We start from the raw sequence: 26,598 nt of genomic DNA on the forward strand, positions 1-26,598 counted from the left end.
CGCTATAAACACAAACATTAAGATAAGTTAATTAAACTGCGGCGCATTGTAAGGAAGCAAACGAAAACAGACAAATTGGCAGTAAAAGACCATGATTAGCAATTTTTACAGGACAATCGTAACTCAGCTTTAATTGCCAATATGAAATTGATACATATAAAACTCTTTAAATACAAATAATTGAATGATTTCGAGTGAATAATAATTGGTATCAGACCTAAAACATTCAACTGACAAAATACAATACGCGTGCTCTTCACAATCTGAAAATAATCACTTCTCGTCAGTTGGGCTTAAGTCACATTTATAAACAATGGTTGTCTTGACTCACAATTAAAGGGGTTTTGTATGAATAAACGCCTTTGTAAAGTCAGCTTGTAATGATGAATAATTGCTCAAGTTCACATTATCAAACATTAGTTAAACGATGATGCAATGAACTGACTAATGATCGTTTTAGCAAAAGAAAAAGGAGCCCAGAAGGCTCCTTTTACATTTATCTGCATCTTGCAGGACTACAGAAAAATGTTCACTTTACAACTTAACATTTAAGACTAGTGAGCTGCACCAGAATGCATTACATCAACACCGTAAGTTTTACCTTCAGCGTGACAAGTAGAACAAGACTCAACTGGTACATCAGCGGCAGATTCAACGCCATCTTCATAAACTGTCGCGCCATTACTCTTAAAGTGAGCTAACGCTGCTGCACCTGAGTGAGCATGACAAGTACGACAAGCTTCTGTTACTGGAGAAATGTAATTAACAGTAGCTCCGTAATCATTACTTTCAGCGATTGCAGTGCGTCCAGACGTTAATTCACCGTCACCAGCAAAGAAGGTCATGTCATCACCGTTTGAATCGACATCTTTATGACAAGCTTGACAGTCAGTTTTAGATGCAGGGTAATTAACCCAAGTTTCACCATCTTCACCTAAGTAGATACCGCCGCCTGTGCTACCCGCAAACATACCACTATGGAAACGGTGAGCTACAGTTGCTAAATCACGGTTGTAGTACTCTAAACCTTCAATTAGTTCAAATGTAGGTTCGCCATCTTCGTCAGTACCAGCTTGCTTATAAACATCGGCATGATACGAACCTGGATAGTTATTGTTGTGACAATCTGCACACTGAGTAAAGTCAGTCACACCATGGCGAGGGGCTTTAATGTGAGACATGTTGTCATGACAAGCATTACACTTAGCTTCATCAGCACTAGTGCGATCATTCATCGCTTGTGTTGGCATGGTGAAGTTTTCAAGTGAAGAAGGCACAAAGCGTAAATTTTCTTCTGTTTCAACACCGACAGCTGCAACATCGTCAAACATGAAGAACTTAGTCACGATATTAGCTGGAATAGCGATTTCACACTCTTCATCTGTGCCTAGAGTCGTTCTATCAATGACCATACCTGACTCAATGTCACCACACATGTTGAACTCAGAACTTACTGATAAGGTTTTTCCGTCAAGAGAGTTGGCATCAATAGCTTGAGATAAAGTGAGTTTACCGCCAGTAGTAACAAATAAACCTGAACTAGTATCAAGGCTTAAACCACGAACATAATCACCATTTTCATCTAAAGTACCCATCATAATTGCATGAGCATAGCCTTCAGCAGCTAAATAATCGGCTAAAACGGTACCATCTGCAGGTGTTTCGCCATTGATCGTTACGTCGACAACAACAGTTAATTGATCAGCTGCAACTTCAGCAGACATAACATCAAATACAACACCGTCTTTTAACGTTCCACGAGCACCCACTTCGTGAGCTTCAACTGGGCTCAAACTACCAGCGCCATGACAACCTGAACACGATGCATCACTTTCTGGCACGATACCGCGGTGATTATCGCCAGTTTCGAAGTCAACATCCGAATGACAAGACACACAAGCTTCAGCGTATACATTGTCATTCCATTGTGTGCCGCTATCGTGACAAACTGTACATTCGTTCAATTCTGATGGGAAGCCGATCTCACCAAACATCTCTTTTGCTTCGCCGACTAAATCTAAATGATGACCTGCATGAAGAGTATGGATCATGGCATTCCAGTTCGGGTTATAACCTTTTTCTGGATCGTTTTGATCAGCTGCATATGCCGGGTTATGACAGGCAACACAATTTTCAACTTTTTGGTAATTGTGGTGAGCTTCGATGTTGCCAATTCGCATATCATCTTCAGCAAAACCATCTAATGCACTATGACACTGAATACACGCTGCATTTGAAACCGAATCTTTGTTTGATACAGCAAGCTCGCCAGTTGCAGGAATATAATCCAATGGCTTAGTCAGTAGCTTATCTGAAATACCATTACCGGCATCGTCAGTAATATCGTATGTACGAACCATTACTCGATGTAAACGGTTTGCATCGCCATTTGCAAGTACAATTGGCGCATTGCCATCATGTTCCCAAGTACCAGTATAAGTACCTGGGGTTTCAGTATCTTCGACTAATGTACAGGCATCGACTTCATTGCCCCAAGATGTTGTAGTTCCGGTTAAGCTACAATACATGCTATAGCTAAAGTCATTTTCAAGTCCGTGACTTTGCCAAAAATATGGGCTGCCGGTATCGGTAGTATTTGGCGCTTCATTCATCACGTAAAGCGCAATTTTTTCTAAGCCAGAAAATGGTAATTCTTTACCTGCACTGTTTTTTCCAGTGACAGTGAATTTAACCGAGAAATCTTCTGTTCCTACTACCACGATATCTTCAGGCGCTAATGTCAGCATAAAATCTGCAGCAGAATTAACGGTTTCAACAACATTCCCCGCTGGAGCACCCGGTTCGCCAGGGGCACCTGGTTCTCCAGGTGCGCCATCTTGCCCATCATCACCATCACTACACCCGGTTAACCCGATAGCTGCCATTAAGGCAACCGCGAGTATCGACTTTTTATATGTTCTCATTATCGTATCCCTTTATTTTTAGGTATTTGATTCTGCTTTAGCAGTAACCTAAATATAAAAGATACCTCTTTAGATGTATTATTCCTGTATTGCATTTGTGACTAGAATTGAAAGATGCTTACTACAAAATTTTACAATTCGATTTTGGTAATTTCTATATCTAAAATCCAGATTACTATCAATGTGATACATTCAAAAAACATTGATTTAGATCATATCCAAAACAGAATAAAACCGTCTTAAGAACATTACTAATTGAAAGCGGTGGCTGACTTTTACAGTTTTTCAGCGCTAAAAAGAACATCAAAAAAGATGAAAACCAAAAAAAACGAAGAACTAAGTTCTTCGTTTTAAATGTCTAACTAAAGATGAATGTCTTGATTATTGGACAACTAACTCAAGAACTGAATCGAGGATTATTTTGCGACTTGTTTCACAATAACGTCTGTACGGCAAACCTCTTTCAATCAAATTGTACTCAGGTATAAGGCTGTTACCTACCAGCTTTTGCCTTTCATACGCAGGTAATTTCTCCACGCGAAGGTCGGTAAAGTTTACCAACGCATTAGACTCAGCTGTACTCATAAAGCTGATACTTCTCATTGTCAGTAAGTGACAAAACCACTCTTCGATAGACTTTACTCTACTAACGTTTGGTAGCTCTACTCCGAGCTGACGGCAAAATATCTGAAATGGATCCAATTTATCATTAAACCCCTTACCTTCGAGAATTAAAAAATGATGGTTAGCGACATTATCTAGACTAATATGACTGCTATCCCAAATTGAGTGATTTCGTCTCGCTATGATTGAAGTCGATAGTGATGTTCCAATGACTTCTGACTCTAGTTCTGAAATGGCAGCAGGACCAAAGTTGATGCCTAAATCAATATCACCTTGATGAATTTGCTCTTCCGTATTTTCATCCCACATATGGATTCTAACTTTACCCAATTGCTCCATGATCTCTTCACGGCCTAAGCTCATTGACAAAGAAGTCATAATGATCGGCGTTACGGCGATATTGAGCACTTTTGACGAGTTGGTATTGTTGCCTTCGCAGGCAATTCGTTCAATATTCATTGCCGACTCACAAAAGTCGCAAATTGGTAGGTATAAATGTTCAGCTAATGCGGTGGGTTTTAGCCCCTGCTGACGCCGGTAAAATAATTCATCATCAAAAGTTAACCTTAATGTTGTTAAGCAACGACTAATTTTAGGAGCTGAGACGCTTAGCTGTCTGGCAGCAAGGTTAGCAAATCCAGTTTCGTAAATAAGTTTAAACACCATTAAACTGAATATGTCTAATTCACTGATTTCTTTTAGCGCTTTTATGTCCATTAGATAACCTAAAAAGATACATTCATCAAAACATATCATGAACAATGTAAAGATTTATTGATCCGCCCCCAAACAATTAAGTTTCAATTAAGCTTTCTGTGACGTGCACCTCAACCTCGTCTAAAGGCCGATACTCGCCCTGTTTCAAGGCGTTATCTAACAAAATGTTACCAATGGATTCTCGATGAAGTGCAACCACAGGGTTTCTAAATCGACCAAACATTCGTTTTATTTGATGATATTTACCTTCTTGCAGAGTCACCCTTGCTTGAAATTCTGACACAACCTCAAGCTTTGCAGGTTTAGTGGTGATGTCTTCATAACCAAAATACATTCCGTCACTAAAGGCACTGATATAGGAATCGTCAATTGGATTAGCAAGCGTGACAAGGTATTGTTTATCAACCTTAGTTTCAGGCGCCATTAGCGCTTGCGACCATTGACTGTCATTGGTGATTAATAATAACCCTGTCGAATTTAAATCTAAACGTCCAGCGATATGCATTAGCTCAAAATCGATGCCATCGAGTAAAGATAATACCGTCGGATGAATATCATCTTTAGTTGCACTGACAACCCCAGTCGGTTTGTTAAGCATGTAGTACTGGCGAGAATGTTGTTGTAAGCCATTTCCATCTAATAGGATTTGGCTAAATTCATTAATCTGCTTATCAACCTCTTTACAGATTTGTCCATCGACTTGCACCCTATTTTCAAGCAATAGCAACCTAACTGCTTTTTTAGAAACCTGTAATTTCTGAGCGATGAATTGGTCCAGTCGACTTCTTTTACTACGCATAAATAATTTGTTCTCATTTAACTATTTAAAAGAATTAACTTATTCTTATTCATTTTATCGGTTCGTTTGAGTTAATAAACCAGATCGAATACCCTGTTTGTGGGCAAAACAATAAGGAGTAATATGTCTTTGCAACCAGCTTATCCGATTTTACAGCCAGAAATGAGTATTGTAGAGCTTAAACAAGCCATTACTGAGTTTGATACCTGGTTAGAACAACAAATCAGCAGTTGTTCTATCGCAGAAATTCTGCAGCACCGAGCGCAGTTTTTCGACATATTACTAAACCACCTTTGGCAAGCCTTTCAATTCGAAACCGACACTATCTCCCTCAATGCTGTCGGTGGCTACGGTCGCAAAACGCTTCACCCTTTTTCAGACATAGATATTTGTATTATTCACGATGACGATTTATCTGCGACTGATGCCAGCACGCTAAGTGATTTTTTAACCCAATTATGGGATTTAGGCTTAGATTTGGGCCATGCTGTCAGGCGTTTAGATGACACGTATCTAGCCTGCCGTGAAGATGTCACCATTGCTACTACCTTACTTGAAATCAGACATATTTGCGGCCACGAAAACCATCAACACCAAGTCATTAGTAAGCTATATGGTGAAACAGTCTGGTCAAGCGAAGCATTTTTTGTGGCTAAATATGATGAACAAAAAGGCCGCCACAATAAAGCTCAAGGCACTGCATTCAATATTGAGCCAAATTTAAAAAACAGCCCTGGTGGTATGCGTGATATTCAAACAATCACCTGGATAGCAAGAAAACATTTCTCCATTGATGACCTTAAAGATTTGCGCCGGCTCAAATTTTTAACCGATGATGAATATGCTGAATTAATGGAGTGTCAAAACTTCATTTGGCGAGTGCGCTTTGCACTACACCAAGCCTCTAATCGACCAGAAAACCGGTTGTTACTTCAACATCAAGCAGAAGTCGCTCGTCTGCAAGGTTTTGGCGATAGTGGCAATATCGCTATTGAAAAAATGATGCGTCAGCTATTCAGAGCCATGAAGCGTATTCGCGAACTTAACCTGATGTTAATGGCCTATTTCGAACGTGAAATCGTGCCGCAGAAAAAGCCTAACATAATTCAAATAAATGAAAACTTTCAAATTTACAACGGTCAGATACATGCTGAAAATCAAGATGTATTTATTGACCGTTCACAAATCATGTCTATGTTTAACTACATTGCTATCCATCATGAGAAAGTCACTGGGATAACGCCTGAAACACTAAGATTGCTTAGACAAGTGCGTCGACGTTTGATGGGCGATTTACAAGATTACCAGGTGTGTCGCGAACTTTTTGTAAGCTTATTTAAGAACCCTCATGGCATGGGTTTAGCGATAACCTTAATGCATCAGCACGGTATTTTAGCGTCATATTTACCCCAATGGCGTGAAGTCGTTGGTCAAATGCAGTTTGATTTATTTCATGCCTATACAGTCGATGAGCATACTCATAAACTGCTTAAAAACTTGTATAAATTAACTCAAGATACCGTCCCAAGCGATCAAAAATTAGCAGCGGATATTTTTGAACGTTTTCAAGCTAAAGAGTCCATCTTATTTGCTGCATTATTCCATGATCTTGCTAAAGGCCGCGGTGGAGATCACAGCGAATTAGGCGCAGTAGATGCTAAGTTATTTGCCAAATTCCACGGACTTAAGACATCCCAGCAACAGTTAATCAGTTGGCTAGTTGAGCAGCATTTATTAATGTCTATCACCTCTCAACGTATGGATATTCACGATCCTGAAGTGGTTAAAACTTTTGCTAAATCTGTAGGGAGTATTACCAAACTTGATGCACTGTATTGTCTAACGGTTGCAGATATTCAAGCGACAAATGATGACTTATGGAATGACTGGAAAGCCAGCTTACTCACTGACTTATACTTTGCAACACGTAAAGCTTTACGTAATGGCCTTGAAAATGTATTGCAATTAAGAACGGTAGTCAGAGAGCATAAACAAGAAGCTTTAGGATTAATTAACGCTGATGAAACGCAACTCGTTGCTGTTAACCGACTATGGAAACGCCTACCGCTGTCATTTTTCAGTAATGCTATTCCAACAGAAATAGCTAAATATACCTTGGGCATTTTAGAACATGAGTCAGCCTTTGAACATCAGTTATCCTCTACAGAAGAAAATGTCACTGAGCCGCCATCATTAATTATACTTGATGACAGTAGCGTAAAAGGTTGTAGCGACGTCTTCGTTTATACCAAAGATAGACCTGGGCTGTTTATTTCGCTGTTTAACACCCTGTCGACACTAAAAATATCGGTTAACCAAGCGCAGATATCTAAAACCAAAGATGGTTATGTTGTTGAGGCATTTAAAGTGCTCGATTTTGACGGCAAGCCTATTTTTAGTGACCAAAGACGCAAACAAGTGACTAAAAAGCTACGCCAAATATTAGATGACAATATGTCACCACCTAAAAAACGCCCATCAAGACACACTAAAAACTTTGACAATAAACCGACAATTGAATTTATCCATTCTAAAAAAGCAGATAGAACTCTAGTACATATTTTGGCATTAGAAACCCATGAATTTATGGGACAAATTGCGAGTGCATTCAGAACGCTGGATCTCAACATTCACTCTGCAGCAATCAGTACGGTGGGTGAGCGTGCGGATAATGTTTTTGCCTTATCAAACCAGCATGGGGCTCAGTTAACTGAGTTAGAGCAAATAGAGTTACAGGAAAAATTAGTCAAATCGATCACTTCAACCTTATAATTGCGCCATTAAAGTCGATTATGAGTGCAATATGTCAACTAGCAATACACCATCTACTTCTGAAACCGATAACTTAACTGATATCGGTTTCAGTTTTTCTCAAGAATACATTTTAGATAAATCTCATTTCGCAGAGACATTTGATCAGTCAGTCGTCATCAATAACAGTCCAAAGCGATATTTAAAAGCTATCGCCTTTATTGTGGCTGGCTTTTTAATGACTCAAACTGACGTGTCGCCTTACCTTGCATACTTCTTTATTGGTCTTGGCGCTGTAGAGGGACTACAAGTTCGTTTCAATCGTGCATGGTGGTTAATGAGACAACTCATCAGTAAATCTGCCAATAACCCGGTAACATTAACCATCAGTGAACAAGGCATCCATTCTAAGTCGGCTTATATTGACCATTTACTAAAATGGACTGATATCGTTCGCGGTAAAGAAACTGATCAGGGTTTCTTATTAACCACTGAAAAGCTTAAACATTATGTTTCTAAACGCTGCTTAAATGATGCAGCTATAGCGTTTGTGCAACAAAAATTGAACTAATTTCGTTTTCTTTTGACTAAATAATTGCTCAATTAACAAGCGAAAAGATTAAACAGAACAAGTTTGAAAAATTAATCATTAATAATAAGTTCCCATAAAGGACAACCTGCAAAGGTCAATCGATAAAGGTCAATCCATGAAGGTCAATCCATGAAAAAACTATCTATAATAATCACTATTTTGACTGGCACACTTTTGAGTCCGATAGCTTTTGCCAATAACGCTGAAGCACCAAAAGAAACCTTAATATCGCTCACTGATGCGTGTACTAAAATGGCCAGCGAAGAACAAATTGACTCGATTGAAAAGCAACAATTTGTATCTGATTGCGTTAATGCACAATTGATTGAAATGGGTTACCAACGCCAAGAGGCGATAGCAAAAACAAACTTATTAAAAGACAATTTATAACCATTAAAAACATAGCGATACCATAAAATAACACCTCAGGTAACACCATTTACACTCAACACCCATAAGTATCAGTTTGTATCAATTTATTTAAAGCAATATTTCCGACCTTAATTTAATGATAAAGTCGCACTCATTAGCTGTTTTATTTTTGATATAAATAGGTCGTTTGTTTTTAATGTATCGAATTTTTGTTGTTTTAATTATCTTTTTCCTAGCAGTTGCACCAGCAATGGCAGATGAACCTTGTCAAAGTGAAGGTGATTGTATTGCTGTGGGCGAATGGGATATCAGTGTAGCTTTTGGCTATGGTAACAAAACAAACCCGTTAACGAGCTACGACGACATACCTCTTTATGTAATACCATCAATAGCTTACTATGGTGAAAATTGGTTTTTCGATAATTTTAATTTCGGTTATACACTAACCGAACAAGAAAATTTCACCATAAACCTAGCCACAAGTTATAGTGATGAACGAGCCTATTTCTATCGTTGGGATCCTGCAAATATTTTCCTACCCCAATCAGTAAATTTCGATACCACAGAAGACTTACCACCCATAAGTAATTTTGGAACTCAGGATGTTAGCCAACCTCCTGTTTTAAATGAACTTGAAAGTAGAAACTTCACCGTATATGGTGGGGTAGAACTTTTCTGGTATGGCAAATTAGGTATATTAAAAATTGCTGCTGCTCATGACTTATTAAATGTACATAATGGTCAGGAAGTGGATGTAAGTTGGACTTACTCACTTGCGGTTACTGATTGGCGCTTTGATTTAGCCTTGAAAACAACATGGAAAAGTTCAGAAGTTATTAACTATTACTTTGGTCTTAGAGCCAGTGAGAGTGCATACTGGAGCGAAGAATACCAACCAAGTTCAGGTTGGAGTAACTCAATAGAACTGACAACGCGTTATAATATTTCAACTAGCTGGGATTTACTTCTAGCTGCGCGTTATGCCCAATTAGCCGATGAAATAATCGACAGCCCAATTATTGATGAAGATTACTCGAGCTCCTATTTCGTTGGAGCTGCATATAGGTTTTAAGCTTGTTTGTTAAAGAGCAAAAGGTCTATCACTTTTTCGGTATATTAATACTGATTTTTAGTGCTTTCTATGCCAAAGCTGATACGCTTACCGGGCAAGCACAGTTTTCGGCTACCCCACGTTTATGTCTTATTGATGCTGGTGACAGCATTTGTGAAATTGACATTGTGCTAAAATGGCAGCTCGACACTGAACAATTGGTGTGTATCACTTCAAATTACCCATCCATGGCTCAGTGGTGTAGTGACTCAGTTAATGAACACTCATTGCAAATTTCTGTAAAAACAGACAAAAATATTCATTTTGTCTTAATAAATAAAAATAATAATAATGAATTGGCGGACGTACGATTAAAAGTCACCACAACGTCAGAAACGAAAGTTCGTCGACGTTACCGTAACCCTTGGAGTTTATTTTAATGGCAACCCCCCCATCAACTCATAGAGTTTTGTTGGTAGAAGATGATATCCGTCTCGCCAACTTAATTGTGGACTACCTAAAGTCACACGATATGCACGTTGAAGTTGAACGACGTGGCGATACCGTTTTAACACGATTGATTAGTTACAAGCCTGATATTATTTTACTTGATATCATGTTACCTGGACTTGATGGATTAAGCCTGTGTGAAAAACTACCTGATTATTTTGCGGGTCCAATATTATTAATGAGCGCATTAGGCTCTCCGGAAGACCAAATCAAAGGCCTAGAATTAGGTGCTGATGATTACGTGGTTAAGCCTGTAGATCCTAGCTTATTAGTTGCCCGTATCAATAATTTACTGCGCCGTCAGGCACAACCATCAAAACCAGAGTCTCACTGCTTAAGTTTCGGTAAATTAAGTATTGACCCTCATACACAAGCGATTCGTTTAGGTAACACTGAAGTTGATCTTACCAGTCATGAGTTTGAATTATTATGGCTACTTGCATCGCAAGCAGGACAAGTATTAAGTCGTCAGTACATATACCAATACCTGCTTAATATCGACTTTGACGGTAAAGATAGAAAAATTGATGTGCGTATTTCTCGCTTGCGTAAGAAATTAGGCGATAGCATCGAAACACCATTCAGGATCAAAACTGTATGGGGACAAGGTTACTTATTCGCGCCAGAAGCGTGGAATAACTAATCGAGTTATAGAAGACTTTGAAAAGACTCTTCATCAGCCTATACCTATTATTAAGCTTAAGCTTTTTGGGTATAGGCTGGACATTAGATAGCCTCTGGCAGCAACAAGTTGAAGAAAACGACAATATTGACTCACCTTTAATCGCCTTTGCCTTACTCCTAGCTCAGCAGCCCAAAGCTGATCGCCAGCACCAGTTAAATCTCATTAATAATCAGTTTCCTTATCCGTTACAGTTGTTCGAAAAAAATGAAATTGCATTAAGTGGGGATGTGGTCTTTTCTACCAATCAAATTATCACGACCACAGCAGATAATAGTCACGAACTACAATTCATCGCTGTAGGTGATCAAGTCCTAATGGCTGGACCTGTGGATATTGACCCCCGTGGACAGTTACGTAACATATTCACCATAGGCTTTTATTTATCCTTAGCTTTTGTTGCTTTAATTTGGGTTTGGCCGCTATCAAAAGATTTAAAAACCTTAAAAAAGGCCACTCAAAATTTTGGCGAAGCCAAATGGAATACCCGCATTGAACTAAATGCCAGCTCTCAAGTTGCGCCGCTTGCAAATACCTTTAACGATATGGCACAACATATCAGTGACTTAATCGATAACCAAAAGCATCTATCAAATGCCGTTTCGCATGAAATTAGAACGCCATTAGCAAGATTGAAATTTGCCCTCGCACTTCTGCCACAGTATTGTCAGCCGAAAAGTGATGAGCAGCGAAGACAAGATTTCCTTGATGAAATGCAGTTAGATATCAAAGAAATGGAAACGCTATTACAGGAATTACTTACCTACGCCAGCCTTGAAGTTCAACAAGAACCAAGCCTAGAAAAATGCGAATTAATCAGCATGATTGAAGACCTTTCAGCGCGCTTGACGCCACTCAGTGATAAACCAATTAATTTCCATTATGCGAGGAATGAAATGTGCATCATGGCAGAGCCTCCACTGGTAGAACGTGCAATCCAAAACCTTATCACTAATGCACAAAGATATACTCAAACCAGCATTGAGCTGTATTTAAGTTATGATGAAAGGTTAGTGTTTTTATCTGTGGTTAATGACGGTGAAGCGATTCCAGAAGAAGACCAAGAAAAATTATTTGAACCTTTCTACCGCAGTAAGTCACAACATAAAGGCAATAAAGGTCACGGCTTAGGTTTGGCCATTATTAAGCGAATTATGCATCGTCATAAAGGCAGAGTGAACCTAGTGAGTGATGAAGATAACACGTCATTTACTTTGATTTGGCCTAGATAACATTGAAATGTAAAACTTAAGCCTGCGACTGATATCTAAACGCAAGCATAATCAATAACTAACTCAGAAAATGAGCAAGGTTTAAGGGCTACAGTTGAGGTTTTTTTCAAAAAGTCCAAATGTGTTCAGTCCAAAGAAAAATCGCCAAAATCTAATTTATCTTCTTTTTCTTCTTCAAAATCCAACTGAGGATTCACTTTAGCTTGTTGTTCTTTAACAGCAATTTGATGAGCTTTATATTTTGCGTATTGTCGACGACGTTTGCGTTGCAAGCATAAACGAATAATATTGTGCTTTTGCGCATCATTGAAATGGAGCCAGTTAAAACGCTCATCTCTGTTTCTAAGGCAGCCCACACAATAACCGCGCGCATCAGTTTGACACACACCTACACACGGACTTGGTACCGAAAGAAAACTGAGCTGCTCCATATCCTCGCTTTATCATTGAACAATTATTGTTTTAATCTAGCACTAATTTAGTAAAAGGCATATTCGAAAGACCTTAATCATCATATAAATCATAGTTTAATATAGGTATAACATTGGTTAACTAGGTTAAATTGAATTAAGCTATTAACAATAAGACTACGGCTATACCGTCAAAATGATGAAACTTTCCCCAACCTTTTATCGGTTATTAGCAGCAAACACCTTTGGAGTTCCTATGATTTTTCGCCATCTTTTATTACTCTGTTTTATACTCACTATCAGTGCTTGCCAAAGTACCAAAAGTAACTCCGACTACGACACAAAGTACGATTTTAGTCAGTTAAAGAGTTTCCACTTCATTGAAACTCCCGACCAAGGTGACCAACTGAGCGCCGAACGAATTCGAGCCAATATACGAACAACATTAATTGCAAAAGGCTTCACAGAACAAGCAGAGCAAAGTGACTTTCTTGTCAGCTATGCCTTCCTCACTAAAGACAAACCTAAGAGTTCAGGCCTTTCTATTGGCCTAGGTACTGGCACTAGTGGTAGTCATGGTGGAGTGGGTGTTGGCACTAGTATGGGCATTCCTATTGGCAGCGACAGTGCTAAAATTCAAGTGATTCAAGTTGATATGATTGATACAAAAGAAAATCGACTGATTTGGCGCGGCACTGATGAATTCGATTTTGAAGCCGGTGGCGATGAAAAAGTGGCAGAAACCAGTAAAACTATCAACCAAATACTCGCTCTATTCCCGCCACAGCCGAAAAGCTAAACTAACTACCAACTAATAATAATAAAAAAGTCCGCAATCGCGGACTTTTTTATATTAGCTTAGTTTTAATGCCCTTCAGCAAACAAGTAGTTCAGCCAACCTTGCATTCGTAGCAATACTTTTCGAATGATCGATACATGAGTGAAATGCTCTGTATATATCGCAGATTGCCCTGCTACGCCCGCAGGTAAATTAGCTAACAATTCATTTTCGTCATCAAGTTCAATAAGCACGAGCGCGCGGCCTCGCTTGAACAACTCATTTGAAGATCGTAATGTGCCACCAAATTGCAACTCGCCTTCAGCCATTGCAGGTAAGACTTTAACGACTCTACCTTTATGAACCACACCAGGCATTGCATCTAAGATAAGCTCGGCTTCGTCACCTTCTTTTAAACGCAGCAATGAGTTTTGCCAGAACGCGCCAGCAAAATATCTATCTTCATCAGGTATAAATGTCATCGCGGGACGCAGTGGAATAGGCACTGCCATAACACCAGGGCGAAGTGCCATCTGAGTGACAACACCATCTACAGGCGCTTTAACCTCAGTACGCTCAAGATTAAATTGCGCTTCGTCTAATTGAGCTTGAATAACTGCAACATCGGTATTTACGCCATCAATATTCGATTGAAAAGCTAAGCGGAAACGAATTTCATCAGCTTGAGCAGCTTTAAACTGAGCCTCTGAAGCTAAATAAGTTTGGCGCTTATTATCCAGTTCAATTTCAGAAAATGGCGAGTTTTTGCCACCTTTTCGTTTACCTTCGTCATAACGTTCATAAGCTTGCTTAGCTCTATCACGGTTAGCTTCAGCTTGGGTCACTTTGGCAATCGCACTGTCCCACGACGCTTTCAGTTGCGGTACAGCTTGTTTAGCATCTTCCAGTGCGGCCTGCTTTTCTTTAACTTCCGCGATAAAAGGAGTGGGGTCAATTCTAAATAATATGTCGCCTTTTTTTACAGGAACATTAGGCTTTACATTTACCTCAACCACTAAGCCACGAACCGCAGGGTTAATTGGAATAGACACAAAGTATTCACGTGTATACTTAGTGTAGGGGTGGTTATAGTTCATCAATACCAATAAGGTACCGATTAATGCTATGCCACCTAAAACAGCTGTGGGTACCGTCCATTTAGTCAACGGGATCTTGAATATCTTAAAAACAGCAACACATAGCGCGGTGTAAGTTAAAATCAGTAACAGATCCATAATTACGCCTCTTGTTGTGGTGTGGTGGTCTCTGTTTGAGACTGCTTGGTTTCTGGAGATTCAAGATTGCCTAAACGTTGATTTAACTGTTCAACTTTTTCCATCAACTCCCACACCTCACCTTCGAGGATTAATTCACGCTTTTTGCCATTACTAAACCCCCAGCCTCTGTCTTCACGATATAAGGTTGCCCAAATCCATAAAAATGGCCAAATAGCATGCATGGTAAATAAGCTGACCCAGCCAGCAATATGAAGTGCATCTTGTTGTGGGTGATTACGCTTCTTGGCAATCTCATAGGGAATATCATGAATGGCAATTACACCATAGAAAATAACTAATGCTACAAAGAACAAAAGTCCCAAAGCAAAATAATCCAAAAACATATAACTCTCCTACTAGAAGGTAAAGCAAGTTAATCGAACCAAAATAAATCCAAAGTGTCACCCGACAACCAAGCAACACAATTGCAACTCAAAGATAGCATACACTCAACAATAAAATAACTGTAATACCCTGTTTATTCGCTAAAAAAATAACTCTTTTCTCGTGATCTTTTACACATTTATAGCCTTTGCTAATCAATCGATTACGAATAAAAGATAAAATGAATCAGTGATATCCCTACAAGCTTCCTAACAAGGTAAAACAATGAACGCTCATACTCCTTTCAACTTTGGTACTGCCGGTACTGAAGGCTCTATAAAAGCCATGCTGCTAGGTTGCGGCGAACTCGGAAAAGAAGTAGCCATTGAGCTGCAGCGCTTCGGTGTTGAAGTCATTGGAGTCGACCGTTACCCTAATGCTCCAGCAATGCAAATTGCACACCGCTCTCATATCGTCAATATGCTCGATGAAGTTGCATTAAAAGCGGTAATTGAACTTGAGCAGCCTCATCTGGTTATCCCTGAAATTGAAGCCATTGCGACACAAGCACTAGTGGAAATCGAAGCCACTGGGGTCAATGTGATTCCAACAGCAAAAGCCACACAATTAACCATGGACCGTGAAGGCATTAGAAGACTTGCAGCTGAAACGTTAGGCATCCCAACCTCACCTTATTTCTTTTGCGATACCTTAAGCGAATTTAAAGCAGCAATAATTAAAATTGGATTACCTTGTGTCGTGAAGCCTGTTATGAGCTCTTCTGGAAAAGGGCAAAGCGTCATTAAAAACGAGCAGCAAATAGAGCAAGCTTGGCAATATGCACAAGAAGGCGGACGTGCTGGCGGCGGCCGCGTGATTGTCGAAGGTTTTATTGATTTTGATTATGAAATTACGCTATTAACCATTAGTGCTATCAATGGCATTCATTATTGCGACCCGATTGGTCATCGACAAGAAGATGGTGACTACCGTGAGTCATGGCAGCCACAAGCAATGTCAGCTGTCGCGATTGAAAAAGCACAACAAATTGGTGAACAAGTAGTGAAAGCCTTAGGTGGATTTGGCCTCTTTGGAGTAGAGCTCTTTATCAAAGGTGATAAAGTTTACTTTTCTGAAGTATCGCCAAGACCACACGACACTGGTTTAGTTACACTCATTAGCCAGGATATCTCTGAATTTGCATTACATGTTCGCGCTATTTTAGGCCTGCCAATCACGGAAATCAGGCAGCATGGTGCCAGTGCATCTGCGGTTATTCTTGCTGAAGGCCAATCAAGTAACATTCGATATCAAGGTGTAGAAAATGCTCTATTGGAAGCAGACACCCAAGTAAAATTGTTTGGTAAACCTGACATAGATGGCCGCAGAAGACTAGGTGTCGCGCTTGCAAGAGATAAAGACATCGACTCATCAATCGCTAAAGCCAAACGCTCTGCAGCTGAAGTAAAGGTCGTTTTTTAGCTCGCATTTGAATGCTGAGTACCTTATTGGTAAAACGAAAAAGCCTAACATGTGAGTGTTAGGCTTTTTACTTGAGCATTGCTTAAGACATGCTAATTCACTGTATTAATCGGTGAGCCATTCAAAAACTGCTTCACGTTATTTACTGCAATGTTCAATAGATTCTGCCTAGCTTCAATTGTTGCCCAAGCAATATGTGGAGTGATAATAATATTATCGGCTGATAACAAAGGATTATTTTTGTCTGGCGGTTCAGTAGAAAGTACATCAACAGCGGCGAAGAGTTGCTGCTGATTCAACGCTTGTGTTAATGCCGCTTCATCAATCAGACCACCACGTGCTGTATTCACTAGCAACGCCCCCACTTTCAATAAAGATAAACTGCCTTGATTAATCATCTTATCAGTCGCTTCATTTAACGGGCAGTGTAATGAAATGATATCTGATTGTGCCAGCAAACTTGCAAGTGGCTGCCAAGTGACATTATCTGATAACCCTGTCTTTTCTGTGCCGCTAGTAATAATCACCTTCATATTGAATGCGATTGCTAACTTAGCCACTTGTTGGCCAATATCACCATAGCCCACAATACCAATGGTTTTTCCTTTGAGTGACATTAAAGGAGATAAAGTGAAGCAAAAGTCCCGAGAGCTTGTCCACTGACCCTGCTTAACCGCGCGGTCATGCAAAGAGACTTGTTGGCAGTGCTGTAAAATAAGGGCAAATACCATCTGAGCTACGGCATCAGGTCCATAAGCAGGCACGTTGGTTACCACGATATTACGTTCACTAGCAGCATTCATATCAACAACGTTCGTCCCTGTTGCTGTGACACCAATATATTTAAGTTGTGGACACTGCAGTATCACATTTTCAGAGATTACAGCTTTATTAGTAAGCACAATATCAGCTCGATGACTGCGAGGTATTATTTGATCATTTGAACTATGTTCAAATACTTCCACTTCACCTAGTGAAGACAAAGATGCCCATTTAAGATCGCCAGGGTTGAGTGTATAGCCATCAAGTACGACTATTTTCATGCTCGGTCACCTATTTAAAATTTAATCTCTAAACCGACATTGGCCTGCCCTTGCCACATGACATCAGCAGATATATGCCAAACGCACTCATTAGGGCCACAAAAGAATGTGTTATCTGAATTAACGAATGTCGCATAGCCTCTTACATCAGCAAATAATGCCACTTGCGGCGTGATTTCATATGCTGCACCACCACCAAAGCCCATCGAAAAGCGTGTCTCTGATGAGTAATCACCGCTTGGGCGCATATGCGTTGCCCCAGCTGTAACTGTTACGTAAGGTTTAAACTTGCCATTTGGAAAATATAAACTGCCACCTAAATGGAAATAATCAACATCAAGCTCGTTAAACACTTCATTGCTAAAAGCACCATTTCTCACATCAGTTGCTTGCGTACTGTATAGAAAATAGATATTGCCAGGATCTTTGGTTGTCGTACCAATCATGACGCCATAATGTTCTGACTCTGAAATTTTTAACTTACCGCTCTCACTGGTATTAGGATCTGAAATATCAAATTCACTACTACCAAAACTATAACCACCAAAAGGGGAAACATAAATTTCAGCTTGAGATGAAAAAGATATTGCAGCAGTGCTGACAATAGTAACGAAACTCGCAATAGCGGTTAATTTCATGTGTAACTCCGTATACAACAAGCAATTATCATTGAAATAGCTCGGGAAATTGTTTGAATATTAGCTCGAATATTAGCTCGAACAATAACTAGAATAATAATCCCGAGCTAACTCATACTTTTTCCGTGAATATTTTTAGCGCATTCCTCGGGATGTTTTGACGGTTTCATATGCCGACTGGATATCTTGTGCTTTGGCTTTAGCAAGCTCCATCATTTCTTCTGGCAGACCTTTAGCGACTAATTTATCGGGATGATGTTCATTCATCAATTTGCGATAAGCCCGTTTAATTTCTTGGTCACTTGAAGATTCTTCTTTACCCAGCATCGAATAAGCATCATCAAGTTGCATTGCACTGCCAGCTCCTGACTGGTGATGATGAAACTCGGCTTGCCATCGATTAAGTAGCGCGTCTAAGTGAGCTTGGCCTAAACCTAACTCTTTGGCAACTGTAGATAAAATTTGTTTTTCTTTGCTGTGTAATTCACCATCGGACAACGCAGTTTGAATTTGAATTTCCAAAAACATTTGCAGAATTTCTGTTCGACCTTGGCTCATAGCACGAAATTCACGTAAGGTTTCTACTAAATCGAAATCGGCATCACGACCTTTTCTGAATGCCGTCTGGGCATCCTTTCTGGCATCACCAGTGAGCTTCATTTGATCCATCAACATTGACGCGATACGAATATCAACATCAGTGACGTGACCAGAGGCTTTAGCGACATGGCCCATTACTGTGAAGGTCGTATTAAAAAACTGAGCTTGGCGGGCTTGACCTTTGCGCATCATATCCGCAAACCCTGCTCGTTTATCAAATAAATGACCTAACCACAGCCCTAAAACAGCACCAAAACCTCTGCCGAACATATAGCCAATGATAAACCCAAAAACTTTGCCCCAAATACGCATCAAACTTCCCGCTAAATTACACCAAGCTGCTACGAACGCCTTGGTTAAGTGAATACATTAATGATTTTCAATATAGTGTGTGAGCTGTGCCAATCTCTCTACTGTTCCTACGTCACACCAATATGAGCCAGAATAGCTACCCGCTATTTTATCAAGCGATATTTTTTGTCTCAATAAAGGACCTAAAGCGCTTTTTCCAGGAGCTAATTCAGTAAACATTTTGGGGTGATATATTCCCATTCCTGAATAGGTAAACTTATTGCTTTCAGATTCAGACACTTGTTGATCAATAATAGCAAAATCCCCTTGTGGATTATGCTTAGGATTATCAACTAACCATAAAAAAGCATCTAATTCTGAATTGGCACGCATTACAGACTTTGCCTGCTCTAGATCAGGTAATTCATCGATATATATATCGCCATTGATAAGTAAGAAAGGCTTGTCTCCCAATAACGCCAATGCTTGCTTAATCCCGCCAGCTGTTTCTAAGGCTTTTTCTTCTGCGCTATACTGAATTGATAATCCCCAGCGACTGCCGTCACCTAATGCTTCCGGCAACTTGTGGCCTAACCAAGCATGATTAATCACTACCTCTTTGATGCCGGCTTTAGCCAGCTTTTCGAGATGATAAACTATCAAGGATTTACCTGCGGCCTTAACTAATGGCTTAGGCACTTTATCCGTTAAAGGTCTTAAGCGCTCTCCCCGCCCAGCAGCCAAAATCATCGCCTTCATCTATAACCTCTTTAATAAAAATGGCTTACACATCTAGAATTCATGCTATTACGCACAGTTAACTTTTGGTAATACATGTTGTTTAACCCAGTCACCAAACTGATGTAGCTGAGGATATAAAGCGGCAACTTCTACGATATAGGTTAAAGTTAACGGAATATCTTTTAGGTAACCCGCTTTTCCATCCCTATGATTCAGTCGAGCAAAAATGCCTGCGGCTTTAACATGTCGTTGTAAGCCCATTAAATCAAACCATGTTTGATATTGTGTAAAAGTAACATTATTAGACATTAACCCTTGCTGTAGACACAACTGCCAATGCTCTTGTTTTAATGAATCAATGATCTCATTTGGCCATTTGATATAACAGTCTCTTAGTAAAGAAACAGCATCATAAGTAACCGGCCCTAACACGGCATCCTGAAAATCAATCAGCGCTAGCTCATTATCAACAACGAGGATATTGCGACTATGAAAATCTCGATGCATGCCGACACTTGGCTGTTCAAGCGCACTTGTTGTTAATACACTGAATGCATGCTCTATAATCTTTTTATCACTGTGGCTTAAAGTCAAACCCAAATGTTTAATTAACAGCCATTCAGTAAATATGTCTAATTCTCGCGCCACAAATGCTTGGTCATAAACAGGTAATACGCCTTGTTCAGTTTCAGTGACGGTGGCGACTTTAGGTAATAACGCCAAGGCTTTGCGGTACAAATCGGTCGCTGAGTGCTCGTTTAATTGATTTAAAAGCTGCTCATCACCTAAGTCAGACTGTAAAACAAACCCGTTTAGCTCATCTTGTGCAATTATCTTCGGGGCTATCAAACCAGCCTTTTCATAAGCTTTCGCCATATAAATGAAAGGCATAATCGGCACCAATTCAATCGGTGAATCTGAGACTATATAAGAGTTTGCTAAATGTTTAACTCGAAAATAGCGACGAAAACTGGCATCCCCACAAATGAGTTCAATAGACACCTCTGTCTTAAAATATTGACTCAACCAACTCCTTAATAAAATAAATCTTCTATCTGATAAACTCATCTCAATGGCTCTTATGGGAAAATTGCTTTATTATAGCCAACATAACATTTGGAAACAGCTAAAGATAAATTGTTAGCTGCGGCTTTTTTTCGATTCATTTTGTCTAGACTAAGAATTCATAATCATTAATTAAAATGCAGATCCGCTACTTTCTGGCATTGAGCCTGTTACCTAACCTAGTCTCGGCACAAGAACCCACTGACACAGAAGCGGTTGAGCTTCATTGTGTGATTAACCCACCGGTTTCTAGTTCGATTGACGAACGCCAACAAGTCCCTAATTTATCAGCTGAAGATATTGTGATCATTTCTGATCGTTCAGAAGCTGCTATGGGCGATAAAGCACATTTCTCAGGTAACGTCAGTTTTAGCCAAGGTACTCGTCATATCAGCGCTGACGAAGCTATTTTGGACCAAAAAAATGAACAATTAGATGCCAATGGTAACTTAATTTTCTCAGATGAGATGTTCACTGTTACAGCGGACTCCCTCAATGCGCAAATGGTTTCCAGTAGCGCGACACTAAATGGTGCGCAATATTGGTTGCATGGTCAGCAAATTCATGGCGATGCTGAACAACTAAAAGTCACTGAACAAAATAACCTTGAGTTACGCAATACCAATTTTACCACTTGTCCTGTAGGCGATAATTCGTGGCTGTTAGAAGCGGAAGAAATCCGCATTGATAGCACTGAAGAGTGGGGCGAAATTTGGGATGCTAAAATCCGTATTGCGGGTGTACCCGTGATGTATGTGCCTTATATGACGATTCCAATTTCTGATAAGCGTAAGTCGGGTTTCTTATTCCCTGACTTTAGCACCAGCACCACCAATGGTGTTGAAGTTAGCACGCCTTATTACTGGAATATTTCGCCTGAGTATGATCTAACCTTCACGCCGACTTATATGTCTGCACGTGGTTTTTACTCTAAAACAGAATTTCGATATTTAGCAGGTGAAGACCAAGACGGTCAATTTAACCTAGAATATCTCGCCAATGATGACAAATTAGACAATAGTCCTGATCGTTACCTTTACCACTGGCGTCACCAAGGTTCAATTAATGAAAATTGGCGTGTACAAGCGAACTTTACAGACGTATCAGATAATAACTATTTCAATGATTTAAGTTCAGATGTCAATCGTTCTACCGATAATCAGTTATCGAGAGTGGGTGAAATCAATTACTTTGAAAAAGATTGGGATTTTGGTATGAAGGTCCAAGACATTAAAGTGTTGGGCGAAGACGAAGTGCCGTATCAAGTCATGCCACAGCTTAACTTTAATTATCAAACTAATGATTTCTGGGAAGGGTTAGATTTCAAATTTAATTCTGAATTAACAAACTTTCAGCACAAAGAAAATGAATACTCAACGGCAACGCGTTTCCACATGGAGCCGAGTATTACCCTACCTATTCAGGGCCCAGCGGGTTCATTGACCAGTGAAATAAAGTTACTTCAAACTCAATATTGGCAAAACAATATTGCCAGTGATAGTGAACTTGAAGATACGGTGAGTCGTACCATCCCTCAAGCCCGACTGCACGGTCAAATTAACTTTGAGCGTCAAACCCATATGTTTGACGCCGATTTTAGGCAAACACTAGAGCCACAATTTCAATACCTTTATGTCGGCTATGAAGACCAAGATGGTATTGGCATTTACGATTCAGCTAAATTACAAGAAGATTACTTTGGTTTATTCCGCGACCGACGTTACTCAGGTCTTGATAGAATCGCTGATGCAAACCAAATGACATTAGGTCTCACAACGCGTTTATTTGATGACGCGAATATCGAGAAATTAAAAGTCAGTATTGGTCAAATTATTTATTTCCAAGACAGTAAAATTAACTTTGCTGATGAGAATGTTGAAGTATCACCGTCAACCTCAGTATTAGCCGCTGAAGTGGATGCTAACCTTTACCAAGATTGGTTCATTAGTGGTGCAGTGCAATTTGATAGTGAACAAGGTGAAACCAAGAAAAGTGAAGTGACATTAGATTTTCGTCCAAGTAATGATAAGTTGCTTCAGTTTAGTTATCGCTATGTGCCAGACCTATTAAATACCAATACCAACGACCGAGTAGATATTTCTCAGGTGGGTATGCGTACCTCATGGCCTATTAGCGATGATTTGTATTTTGTGGGTAATTTTTATTACGACCTCAACGAATCTCGTAGTATTGAAACCTACACTGGGGTGCAATATGAGGCTTGTTGCTGGGCAATGCGTTTAAGTTATCATTACCGCATCAAGACCAATTACGACGATGATTTAAACCCTAGTATTGATACTAGAGAACAATTTGAGAGTGGCGTCTACCTCAACTTTATTATTAAAGGTTTAGGTGGTTCTGGTCCTCTCGGTGTTGAAGATATGCTAAACGAAGGATTATTTAACTATCGCAAACCACTTTACTTAAGCAATTAGCCATCATTTATGCACCATTTGTGATAGATTGCTGAACCTAGTGGAAAACAAATAGTCCTATTAAACGTTAACAACACTATTTTGGCGACAGTGCCAATAATAATTAGAAAATTTAAGTGCCAAGGATTCTGTGGATGAAACACTGTAAGAAAATGATTTTTGCTTTATTTACTCTGGCTGCAAGCCAAGTATCGATAGCTGCTCCTGTGCCGCTAGACAGCGTTGCCGTGCAAATCAATGAAGGTATCATACTCGAAAGCGAAATCAGCCATATGATCACTTCGGTTAAATCAAATGCTGAAAAAGCGGGTCAAGGTCTGCCTTCAGATAATGCCTTACGCACTCAAGTTATTGAACGCTTAATTTTAACTCATTTACAGTTACAAATGGCTGAACGAATCGGTCTTTCAATTGGTGATTTACAATTAGATCAAACCATCGAAAATATTGCTAAAGAGCAACAGTTAACTGTTAGCCAAATGCAACAACAGATCGAAAGCGAAGGCATGAGCTTCGGTCAATACCGTGAACAACTTCGTGAAGAAATTACCATTGGTGAAATTCAACGTATTCAAGTTCAGCGTCGTATTCAAGTTTCTCCTCAAGAGATCAATAACTTAGTTAAGATGATTCAAGAGCAAGGCCTTAAAGATGTTGAGTTCCAAGTAGGTCATATCTTAATTGAAGTGCCTAGCAACCCAACCAGTGAGCAACTTGAAGCATCAAGCAAGCGTGCTAACATCGTACTTGATCGCTTAAATGAGGGTGAAGATTTCAGACGTACAGCTATTGCCTCTTCTTCAGGACCTAAAGCGCTAGAAGGCGGTATTTGGGATTATATGAGCATCAATGAAATGCCTACACTTTTTGCTGAGGTGGTTACTGATGCGAAAAATGGCGATGTTATCGGTCCAATTAAAAGTGGTTCTGGATTCCATATTATTAAAATCATGGATGCCCGAGGTCTACAAACCCAAGAAATCAGTGAAGTACGTTCACGCCATATTCTGCTGAAACCGTCACCGATCCTTTCTGAAGATCGCGCTAAGGCAATGCTAGAAAGCTTCTTATCACAAATTCGTTCAGGTGAAGCTGACTTTGCAGATCTAGCCCGTCAATATTCAGAAGATCCTGGTTCAGGGGCTAAAGGCGGCGAATTAGGTTGGGCTGAACCAACTGTTTACGTACCTGAGTTTGCTCAAACACTAAACAGTCTTGAAATATATGAGATAAGTGAGCCTTTCCGCACCACACACGGCTGGCACATAGCTCAATTAGAAGAAAAACGTACAACTGATGCAACGGATCAGTTTAATAGTAACCGTGCTCATCAGTTAATCTATCGTCGTAAATTTAACGAAGAACTGCAGAACTGGTTAGATGAAATGCGTACAGAAGCTTACATTGAAGTTTTTGAACCAGAGAGTACTCGAGGTTAACCAAATTTAATGACACAAAGAATTGCGATTACGCCGGGTGAACCGGCGAGTATCGGCCCAGATATTGTAATTAAACTTGCTCAGCAGGCTTGGCCTGCTGAGTTAGTTGTTTGTGCAGATCCGGAATTATTAACCAGCCGAGCTAAAATGTTAGGTTTGCCGCTGAGTCTACGTCCTTACCAGCCTACACTTGATGCTAAACCACAAGAAGCTGGCACATTGACCATCGCTCCGTTTACATTAGCCGCAGAAGTTGAATGTGGAAAACTAAACGAAATAAACAGCGCTTATGTTGTAGATACCCTGCGTTATGCCGGTGAAAAGAACATGAGCAATGAATTTGCTGCAGTGGTCACTGGCCCAGTTCATAAAGGCATTATTAACCAAGCAGGCATTCCTTTTAGTGGCCACACTGAATTCTTTGCATTACAAGCAAATTGCCAAGATGTAGTTATGATGCTTGCCGCGCCAGGTTTACAAGTGGCGCTAATGACCACACATATTCCATTAGCGTATGTTGCCAAGGCAATAACTCGCGAACGTCTACACCATATTATCCAAATTTTGCACAGCGAATTAGTGCAAAAGTTTGGCATCACTTCACCTAAAATATATGTGTGTGGATTAAATCCTCATGCAGGTGAAGATGGACACTTAGGAAGGGAAGAAATTGATATCATGATCCCAGCACTTAATGAGCTGCGTGAACAGGGCATTGATATTGTCGGGCCTTTGCCTGCTGATACACTATTCCAACCTAAATACTTACAAGAAGCAGATGTGGTTCTTGCTATGTATCACGACCAAGGACTTCCAGTACTTAAATCATTAGGTTTTGGAAAATCGGTTAATATCACCTTAGGTCTTCCGTATATCAGAACCTCTGTCGATCATGGCACTGCATTAGAACTTGCGGGCACTGGCGAAGCAGATTGCGGTAGTTTTACCTGTGCATTAAACAAAGCCATTGAATTGGCCTCAAAAGTAAGTAAATAAATTTCCAATGAGCAATAAAGTACATTTAGGCCACACGGCTAGAAAACGTTTCGGGCAAAACTTTTTAACTGATGAAAGTGTCATCAGTAGAATTGTGGGCGCAATCTCACCAGACAACGATCATGTAATGGTTGAAATTGGTCCTGGTTTAGGTGCATTAACTGAACCCGTTGCAGATGCAGTTGATAATTTAACTGTTGTTGAACTGGATAAGGATCTTGTAGAGCGTTTACAAAATCACCCAGTATTAAAAGATAAATTAACCATTAACCAAGGTGATGCGCTTAATTTTGATTTTAGCCAGCTTCAACAAGACGGTAAAAAGATGAAAGTATTTGGCAACTTGCCATACAACATCTCAACACCGTTGATGTTTCATCTTTTCGAATTTGCCGAAATCATCGAAACCATGCACTTTATGCTGCAAAAAGAAGTGGTACTACGCTTGTCTGCAAGTCCAGGCACAAAAGCTTATGGCCGCTTAACTGTCATGGCTCAGTATTTCTGTAAAGTGGTTCCTGTTCTAGAAGTACCGCCAGAGAGCTTTAAGCCTGCACCAAAAGTCGATTCTGCAGTGGTGCGTTTATTACCTTACGATGTGAAGCCTTTCCCCTGTAAAGATGTGAATGTTTTACGCCATTTATGTACCACAGCCTTTAACATGCGTCGTAAAACATTAAGAAATAACTTAAAGCAAATGATCACTGACGAAGAGTTTAGTCAATTAAACATTGATTCAACACTCAGACCAGAGCAAATAAGCGTTGAACAATATGTTGCGCTAGCCAATTTGGTTTGTGATAAAGGTGAGTAAATTCAAGG

The 26,598-nt window shown here is 39.8% G+C and carries 24 protein-coding genes; 13 read left to right on the plus strand and 11 right to left on the minus strand.

The features are described 5' to 3' along the window. Positions 1-554 precede the first annotated feature (554 nt). From LMH66_RS01530 to LMH66_RS01540, 3 genes are all read right to left on the minus strand, one after another. Positions 555-2,924, minus strand: a complete 2,370-nt coding sequence (locus LMH66_RS01530; RefSeq protein ID WP_229367941.1) for an OmcA/MtrC family decaheme c-type cytochrome — start codon at positions 2,922-2,924, stop codon at positions 555-557. Between the two features lie 381 nt (positions 2,925-3,305). After that, positions 3,306-4,265: a LysR family transcriptional regulator gene (locus LMH66_RS01535; RefSeq protein ID WP_229367943.1), complete on the minus strand. Its 960-nt coding sequence runs from the start codon at positions 4,263-4,265 to the stop codon at positions 3,306-3,308. 76 nt (positions 4,266-4,341) lie between these two features. Next, on the minus strand, positions 4,342-5,064 hold the full coding sequence (locus LMH66_RS01540; RefSeq protein ID WP_229367945.1) for a pseudouridine synthase: 723 nt from the start codon (positions 5,062-5,064) through the stop codon (positions 4,342-4,344). Between the two features lie 123 nt (positions 5,065-5,187). Here LMH66_RS01540 and glnD point away from each other — a divergent pair, with 123 nt between their 5' ends. The 7 genes from glnD to LMH66_RS01575 all read left to right on the plus strand — a co-directional run bounded on the left by glnD (position 5,188) and on the right by LMH66_RS01575 (position 12,254). After that, positions 5,188-7,836, plus strand: coding sequence for a [protein-PII] uridylyltransferase (gene glnD, locus LMH66_RS01545; protein WP_229367947.1), 2,649 nt, complete (start codon positions 5,188-5,190; stop codon positions 7,834-7,836). 31 nt (positions 7,837-7,867) lie between these two features. Continuing rightward, on the plus strand, positions 7,868-8,386 hold the full coding sequence (locus LMH66_RS01550) for a YcxB family protein (RefSeq protein WP_229367950.1): 519 nt from the start codon (positions 7,868-7,870) through the stop codon (positions 8,384-8,386). A 150-nt stretch (positions 8,387-8,536) separates the two neighbouring features. Further along, positions 8,537-8,797: a hypothetical protein gene (locus LMH66_RS01555; protein WP_229367952.1), complete on the plus strand. Its 261-nt coding sequence runs from the start codon at positions 8,537-8,539 to the stop codon at positions 8,795-8,797. Between the two features lie 178 nt (positions 8,798-8,975). Next, complete coding sequence (locus LMH66_RS01560; RefSeq protein ID WP_229367954.1) at positions 8,976-9,851, plus strand: MipA/OmpV family protein; 876 nt, start codon at positions 8,976-8,978, stop codon at positions 9,849-9,851. Between the two features lie 2 nt (positions 9,852-9,853). Continuing rightward, a complete protein-coding gene (locus LMH66_RS01565) occupies positions 9,854-10,270 on the plus strand; it encodes a DUF3019 domain-containing protein (RefSeq protein ID WP_229367956.1) in 417 nt (138 codons plus the stop codon). Continuing rightward, complete coding sequence (locus tag LMH66_RS01570) at positions 10,270-10,983, plus strand: winged helix-turn-helix domain-containing protein (RefSeq protein ID WP_055024304.1); 714 nt, start codon at positions 10,270-10,272, stop codon at positions 10,981-10,983. The genes LMH66_RS01565 and LMH66_RS01570 overlap by 1 nt, the downstream gene beginning before the upstream one ends. A gap of 17 nt (positions 10,984-11,000) precedes the next feature. Beyond that, complete coding sequence (locus tag LMH66_RS01575; protein ID WP_102529837.1) at positions 11,001-12,254, plus strand: ATP-binding protein; 1,254 nt, start codon at positions 11,001-11,003, stop codon at positions 12,252-12,254. A 125-nt stretch (positions 12,255-12,379) separates the two neighbouring features. On the opposite strand, the gene LMH66_RS01580 is transcribed toward LMH66_RS01575, so the two are convergent. Next, positions 12,380-12,685: a DUF1289 domain-containing protein gene (locus LMH66_RS01580; RefSeq protein WP_102529838.1), complete on the minus strand. Its 306-nt coding sequence runs from the start codon at positions 12,683-12,685 to the stop codon at positions 12,380-12,382. A gap of 235 nt (positions 12,686-12,920) precedes the next feature. Between LMH66_RS01580 and LMH66_RS01585 the strand changes: the two genes are divergently transcribed. Continuing rightward, positions 12,921-13,463 carry a DUF4136 domain-containing protein gene (locus LMH66_RS01585; protein WP_229367960.1) on the plus strand — a complete coding sequence of 181 codons (543 nt, stop codon included), beginning with the start codon at positions 12,921-12,923 and terminating at the stop codon, positions 13,461-13,463. Positions 13,464-13,528: 65 nt separating this feature from the next. Here LMH66_RS01585 and LMH66_RS01590 read toward each other — a convergent pair whose 3' ends face one another. Then, a complete protein-coding gene (locus tag LMH66_RS01590) occupies positions 13,529-14,677 on the minus strand; it encodes an HlyD family secretion protein (protein WP_229367963.1) in 1,149 nt (382 codons plus the stop codon). Between the two features lie 2 nt (positions 14,678-14,679). Next, entirely contained in the window at positions 14,680-15,063 is a 384-nt protein-coding gene (locus tag LMH66_RS01595; protein ID WP_229367966.1) for a DUF3302 domain-containing protein, read from the minus strand. Positions 15,064-15,328: 265 nt separating this feature from the next. Between LMH66_RS01595 and purT the strand changes: the two genes are divergently transcribed. Further along, positions 15,329-16,525, plus strand: coding sequence for a formate-dependent phosphoribosylglycinamide formyltransferase (gene purT / locus LMH66_RS01600; protein ID WP_102529842.1), 1,197 nt, complete (start codon positions 15,329-15,331; stop codon positions 16,523-16,525). Positions 16,526-16,617: 92 nt separating this feature from the next. Here purT and LMH66_RS01605 read toward each other — a convergent pair whose 3' ends face one another. From LMH66_RS01605 to LMH66_RS01625, 5 genes are all read right to left on the minus strand, one after another. Next, a complete protein-coding gene (locus tag LMH66_RS01605) occupies positions 16,618-17,568 on the minus strand; it encodes a D-2-hydroxyacid dehydrogenase (RefSeq protein ID WP_229367975.1) in 951 nt (316 codons plus the stop codon). Positions 17,569-17,582: 14 nt separating this feature from the next. Further along, entirely contained in the window at positions 17,583-18,206 is a 624-nt protein-coding gene (locus tag LMH66_RS01610; protein WP_102529844.1) for an outer membrane beta-barrel protein, read from the minus strand. Between the two features lie 135 nt (positions 18,207-18,341). Then, entirely contained in the window at positions 18,342-19,118 is a 777-nt protein-coding gene (gene djlA / locus LMH66_RS01615) for a co-chaperone DjlA (protein WP_102529845.1), read from the minus strand. A 57-nt stretch (positions 19,119-19,175) separates the two neighbouring features. Further along, a complete protein-coding gene (gene murU / locus LMH66_RS01620; protein WP_229367977.1) occupies positions 19,176-19,856 on the minus strand; it encodes an N-acetylmuramate alpha-1-phosphate uridylyltransferase MurU in 681 nt (226 codons plus the stop codon). Positions 19,857-19,904: 48 nt separating this feature from the next. Next, positions 19,905-20,864, minus strand: a complete 960-nt coding sequence (locus LMH66_RS01625; protein ID WP_229367980.1) for an aminoglycoside phosphotransferase family protein — start codon at positions 20,862-20,864, stop codon at positions 19,905-19,907. A gap of 176 nt (positions 20,865-21,040) precedes the next feature. Between LMH66_RS01625 and lptD the strand changes: the two genes are divergently transcribed. From lptD to rsmA, 4 genes are all read left to right on the plus strand, one after another. Beyond that, entirely contained in the window at positions 21,041-23,341 is a 2,301-nt protein-coding gene (gene lptD / locus LMH66_RS01630) for an LPS assembly protein LptD (protein ID WP_229367982.1), read from the plus strand. A gap of 134 nt (positions 23,342-23,475) precedes the next feature. Continuing rightward, positions 23,476-24,780 carry a peptidylprolyl isomerase SurA gene (gene surA / locus LMH66_RS01635; protein WP_229367986.1) on the plus strand — a complete coding sequence of 435 codons (1,305 nt, stop codon included), beginning with the start codon at positions 23,476-23,478 and terminating at the stop codon, positions 24,778-24,780. A 9-nt stretch (positions 24,781-24,789) separates the two neighbouring features. Continuing rightward, complete coding sequence (gene pdxA / locus LMH66_RS01640) at positions 24,790-25,776, plus strand: 4-hydroxythreonine-4-phosphate dehydrogenase PdxA (protein WP_102529849.1); 987 nt, start codon at positions 24,790-24,792, stop codon at positions 25,774-25,776. A gap of 7 nt (positions 25,777-25,783) precedes the next feature. Next, the gene (gene rsmA / locus LMH66_RS01645) at positions 25,784-26,590 is read left to right on the plus strand and encodes a 16S rRNA (adenine(1518)-N(6)/adenine(1519)-N(6))-dimethyltransferase RsmA (RefSeq protein ID WP_102529850.1); all 807 of its coding nucleotides are present in this window, start codon (positions 25,784-25,786) and stop codon (positions 26,588-26,590) included. Positions 26,591-26,598: the final 8 nt, after the last annotated feature.

Source organism: Shewanella sp. 10N.7, from assembly GCF_020806285.1.
In the GTDB taxonomy this organism is placed as follows: domain Bacteria; phylum Pseudomonadota; class Gammaproteobacteria; order Enterobacterales; family Shewanellaceae; genus Shewanella; species Shewanella electrodiphila.

What these genes read in the sequence shown, in the direction of transcription:
- djlA (WP_102529845.1), bottom strand. Translation starts at nt 19,118, where the DNA reads ATGCGTATTTGGGGCAAAGTTTTTGGGTTTATCATTGGCTATATGTTC.
- purT (WP_102529842.1), top strand. Translation starts at nt 15,329, where the DNA reads ATGAACGCTCATACTCCTTTCAACTTTGGTACTGCCGGTACTGAAGGC.
- surA (WP_229367986.1), top strand. Translation starts at nt 23,476, where the DNA reads ATGAAACACTGTAAGAAAATGATTTTTGCTTTATTTACTCTGGCTGCA.
- LMH66_RS01590 (WP_229367963.1), bottom strand. Translation starts at nt 14,677, where the DNA reads ATGGATCTGTTACTGATTTTAACTTACACCGCGCTATGTGTTGCTGTT.
- LMH66_RS01555 (WP_229367952.1), top strand. Translation starts at nt 8,537, where the DNA reads ATGAAAAAACTATCTATAATAATCACTATTTTGACTGGCACACTTTTG.
- LMH66_RS01585 (WP_229367960.1), top strand. Translation starts at nt 12,921, where the DNA reads ATGATTTTTCGCCATCTTTTATTACTCTGTTTTATACTCACTATCAGT.
- LMH66_RS01595 (WP_229367966.1), bottom strand. Translation starts at nt 15,063, where the DNA reads ATGTTTTTGGATTATTTTGCTTTGGGACTTTTGTTCTTTGTAGCATTA.
- LMH66_RS01530 (WP_229367941.1), bottom strand. Translation starts at nt 2,924, where the DNA reads ATGAGAACATATAAAAAGTCGATACTCGCGGTTGCCTTAATGGCAGCT.
- LMH66_RS01605 (WP_229367975.1), bottom strand. Translation starts at nt 17,568, where the DNA reads ATGAAAATAGTCGTACTTGATGGCTATACACTCAACCCTGGCGATCTT.
- LMH66_RS01560 (WP_229367954.1), top strand. Translation starts at nt 8,976, where the DNA reads ATGTATCGAATTTTTGTTGTTTTAATTATCTTTTTCCTAGCAGTTGCA.
- lptD (WP_229367982.1), top strand. Translation starts at nt 21,041, where the DNA reads ATGCAGATCCGCTACTTTCTGGCATTGAGCCTGTTACCTAACCTAGTC.
- LMH66_RS01580 (WP_102529838.1), bottom strand. Translation starts at nt 12,685, where the DNA reads ATGGAGCAGCTCAGTTTTCTTTCGGTACCAAGTCCGTGTGTAGGTGTG.
- LMH66_RS01535 (WP_229367943.1), bottom strand. Translation starts at nt 4,265, where the DNA reads ATGGACATAAAAGCGCTAAAAGAAATCAGTGAATTAGACATATTCAGT.
- LMH66_RS01540 (WP_229367945.1), bottom strand. Translation starts at nt 5,064, where the DNA reads ATGCGTAGTAAAAGAAGTCGACTGGACCAATTCATCGCTCAGAAATTA.
- pdxA (WP_102529849.1), top strand. Translation starts at nt 24,790, where the DNA reads ATGACACAAAGAATTGCGATTACGCCGGGTGAACCGGCGAGTATCGGC.
- rsmA (WP_102529850.1), top strand. Translation starts at nt 25,784, where the DNA reads ATGAGCAATAAAGTACATTTAGGCCACACGGCTAGAAAACGTTTCGGG.
- LMH66_RS01610 (WP_102529844.1), bottom strand. Translation starts at nt 18,206, where the DNA reads ATGAAATTAACCGCTATTGCGAGTTTCGTTACTATTGTCAGCACTGCT.
- LMH66_RS01570 (WP_055024304.1), top strand. Translation starts at nt 10,270, where the DNA reads ATGGCAACCCCCCCATCAACTCATAGAGTTTTGTTGGTAGAAGATGAT.
- LMH66_RS01550 (WP_229367950.1), top strand. Translation starts at nt 7,868, where the DNA reads ATGTCAACTAGCAATACACCATCTACTTCTGAAACCGATAACTTAACT.
- glnD (WP_229367947.1), top strand. Translation starts at nt 5,188, where the DNA reads ATGTCTTTGCAACCAGCTTATCCGATTTTACAGCCAGAAATGAGTATT.
- murU (WP_229367977.1), bottom strand. Translation starts at nt 19,856, where the DNA reads ATGAAGGCGATGATTTTGGCTGCTGGGCGGGGAGAGCGCTTAAGACCT.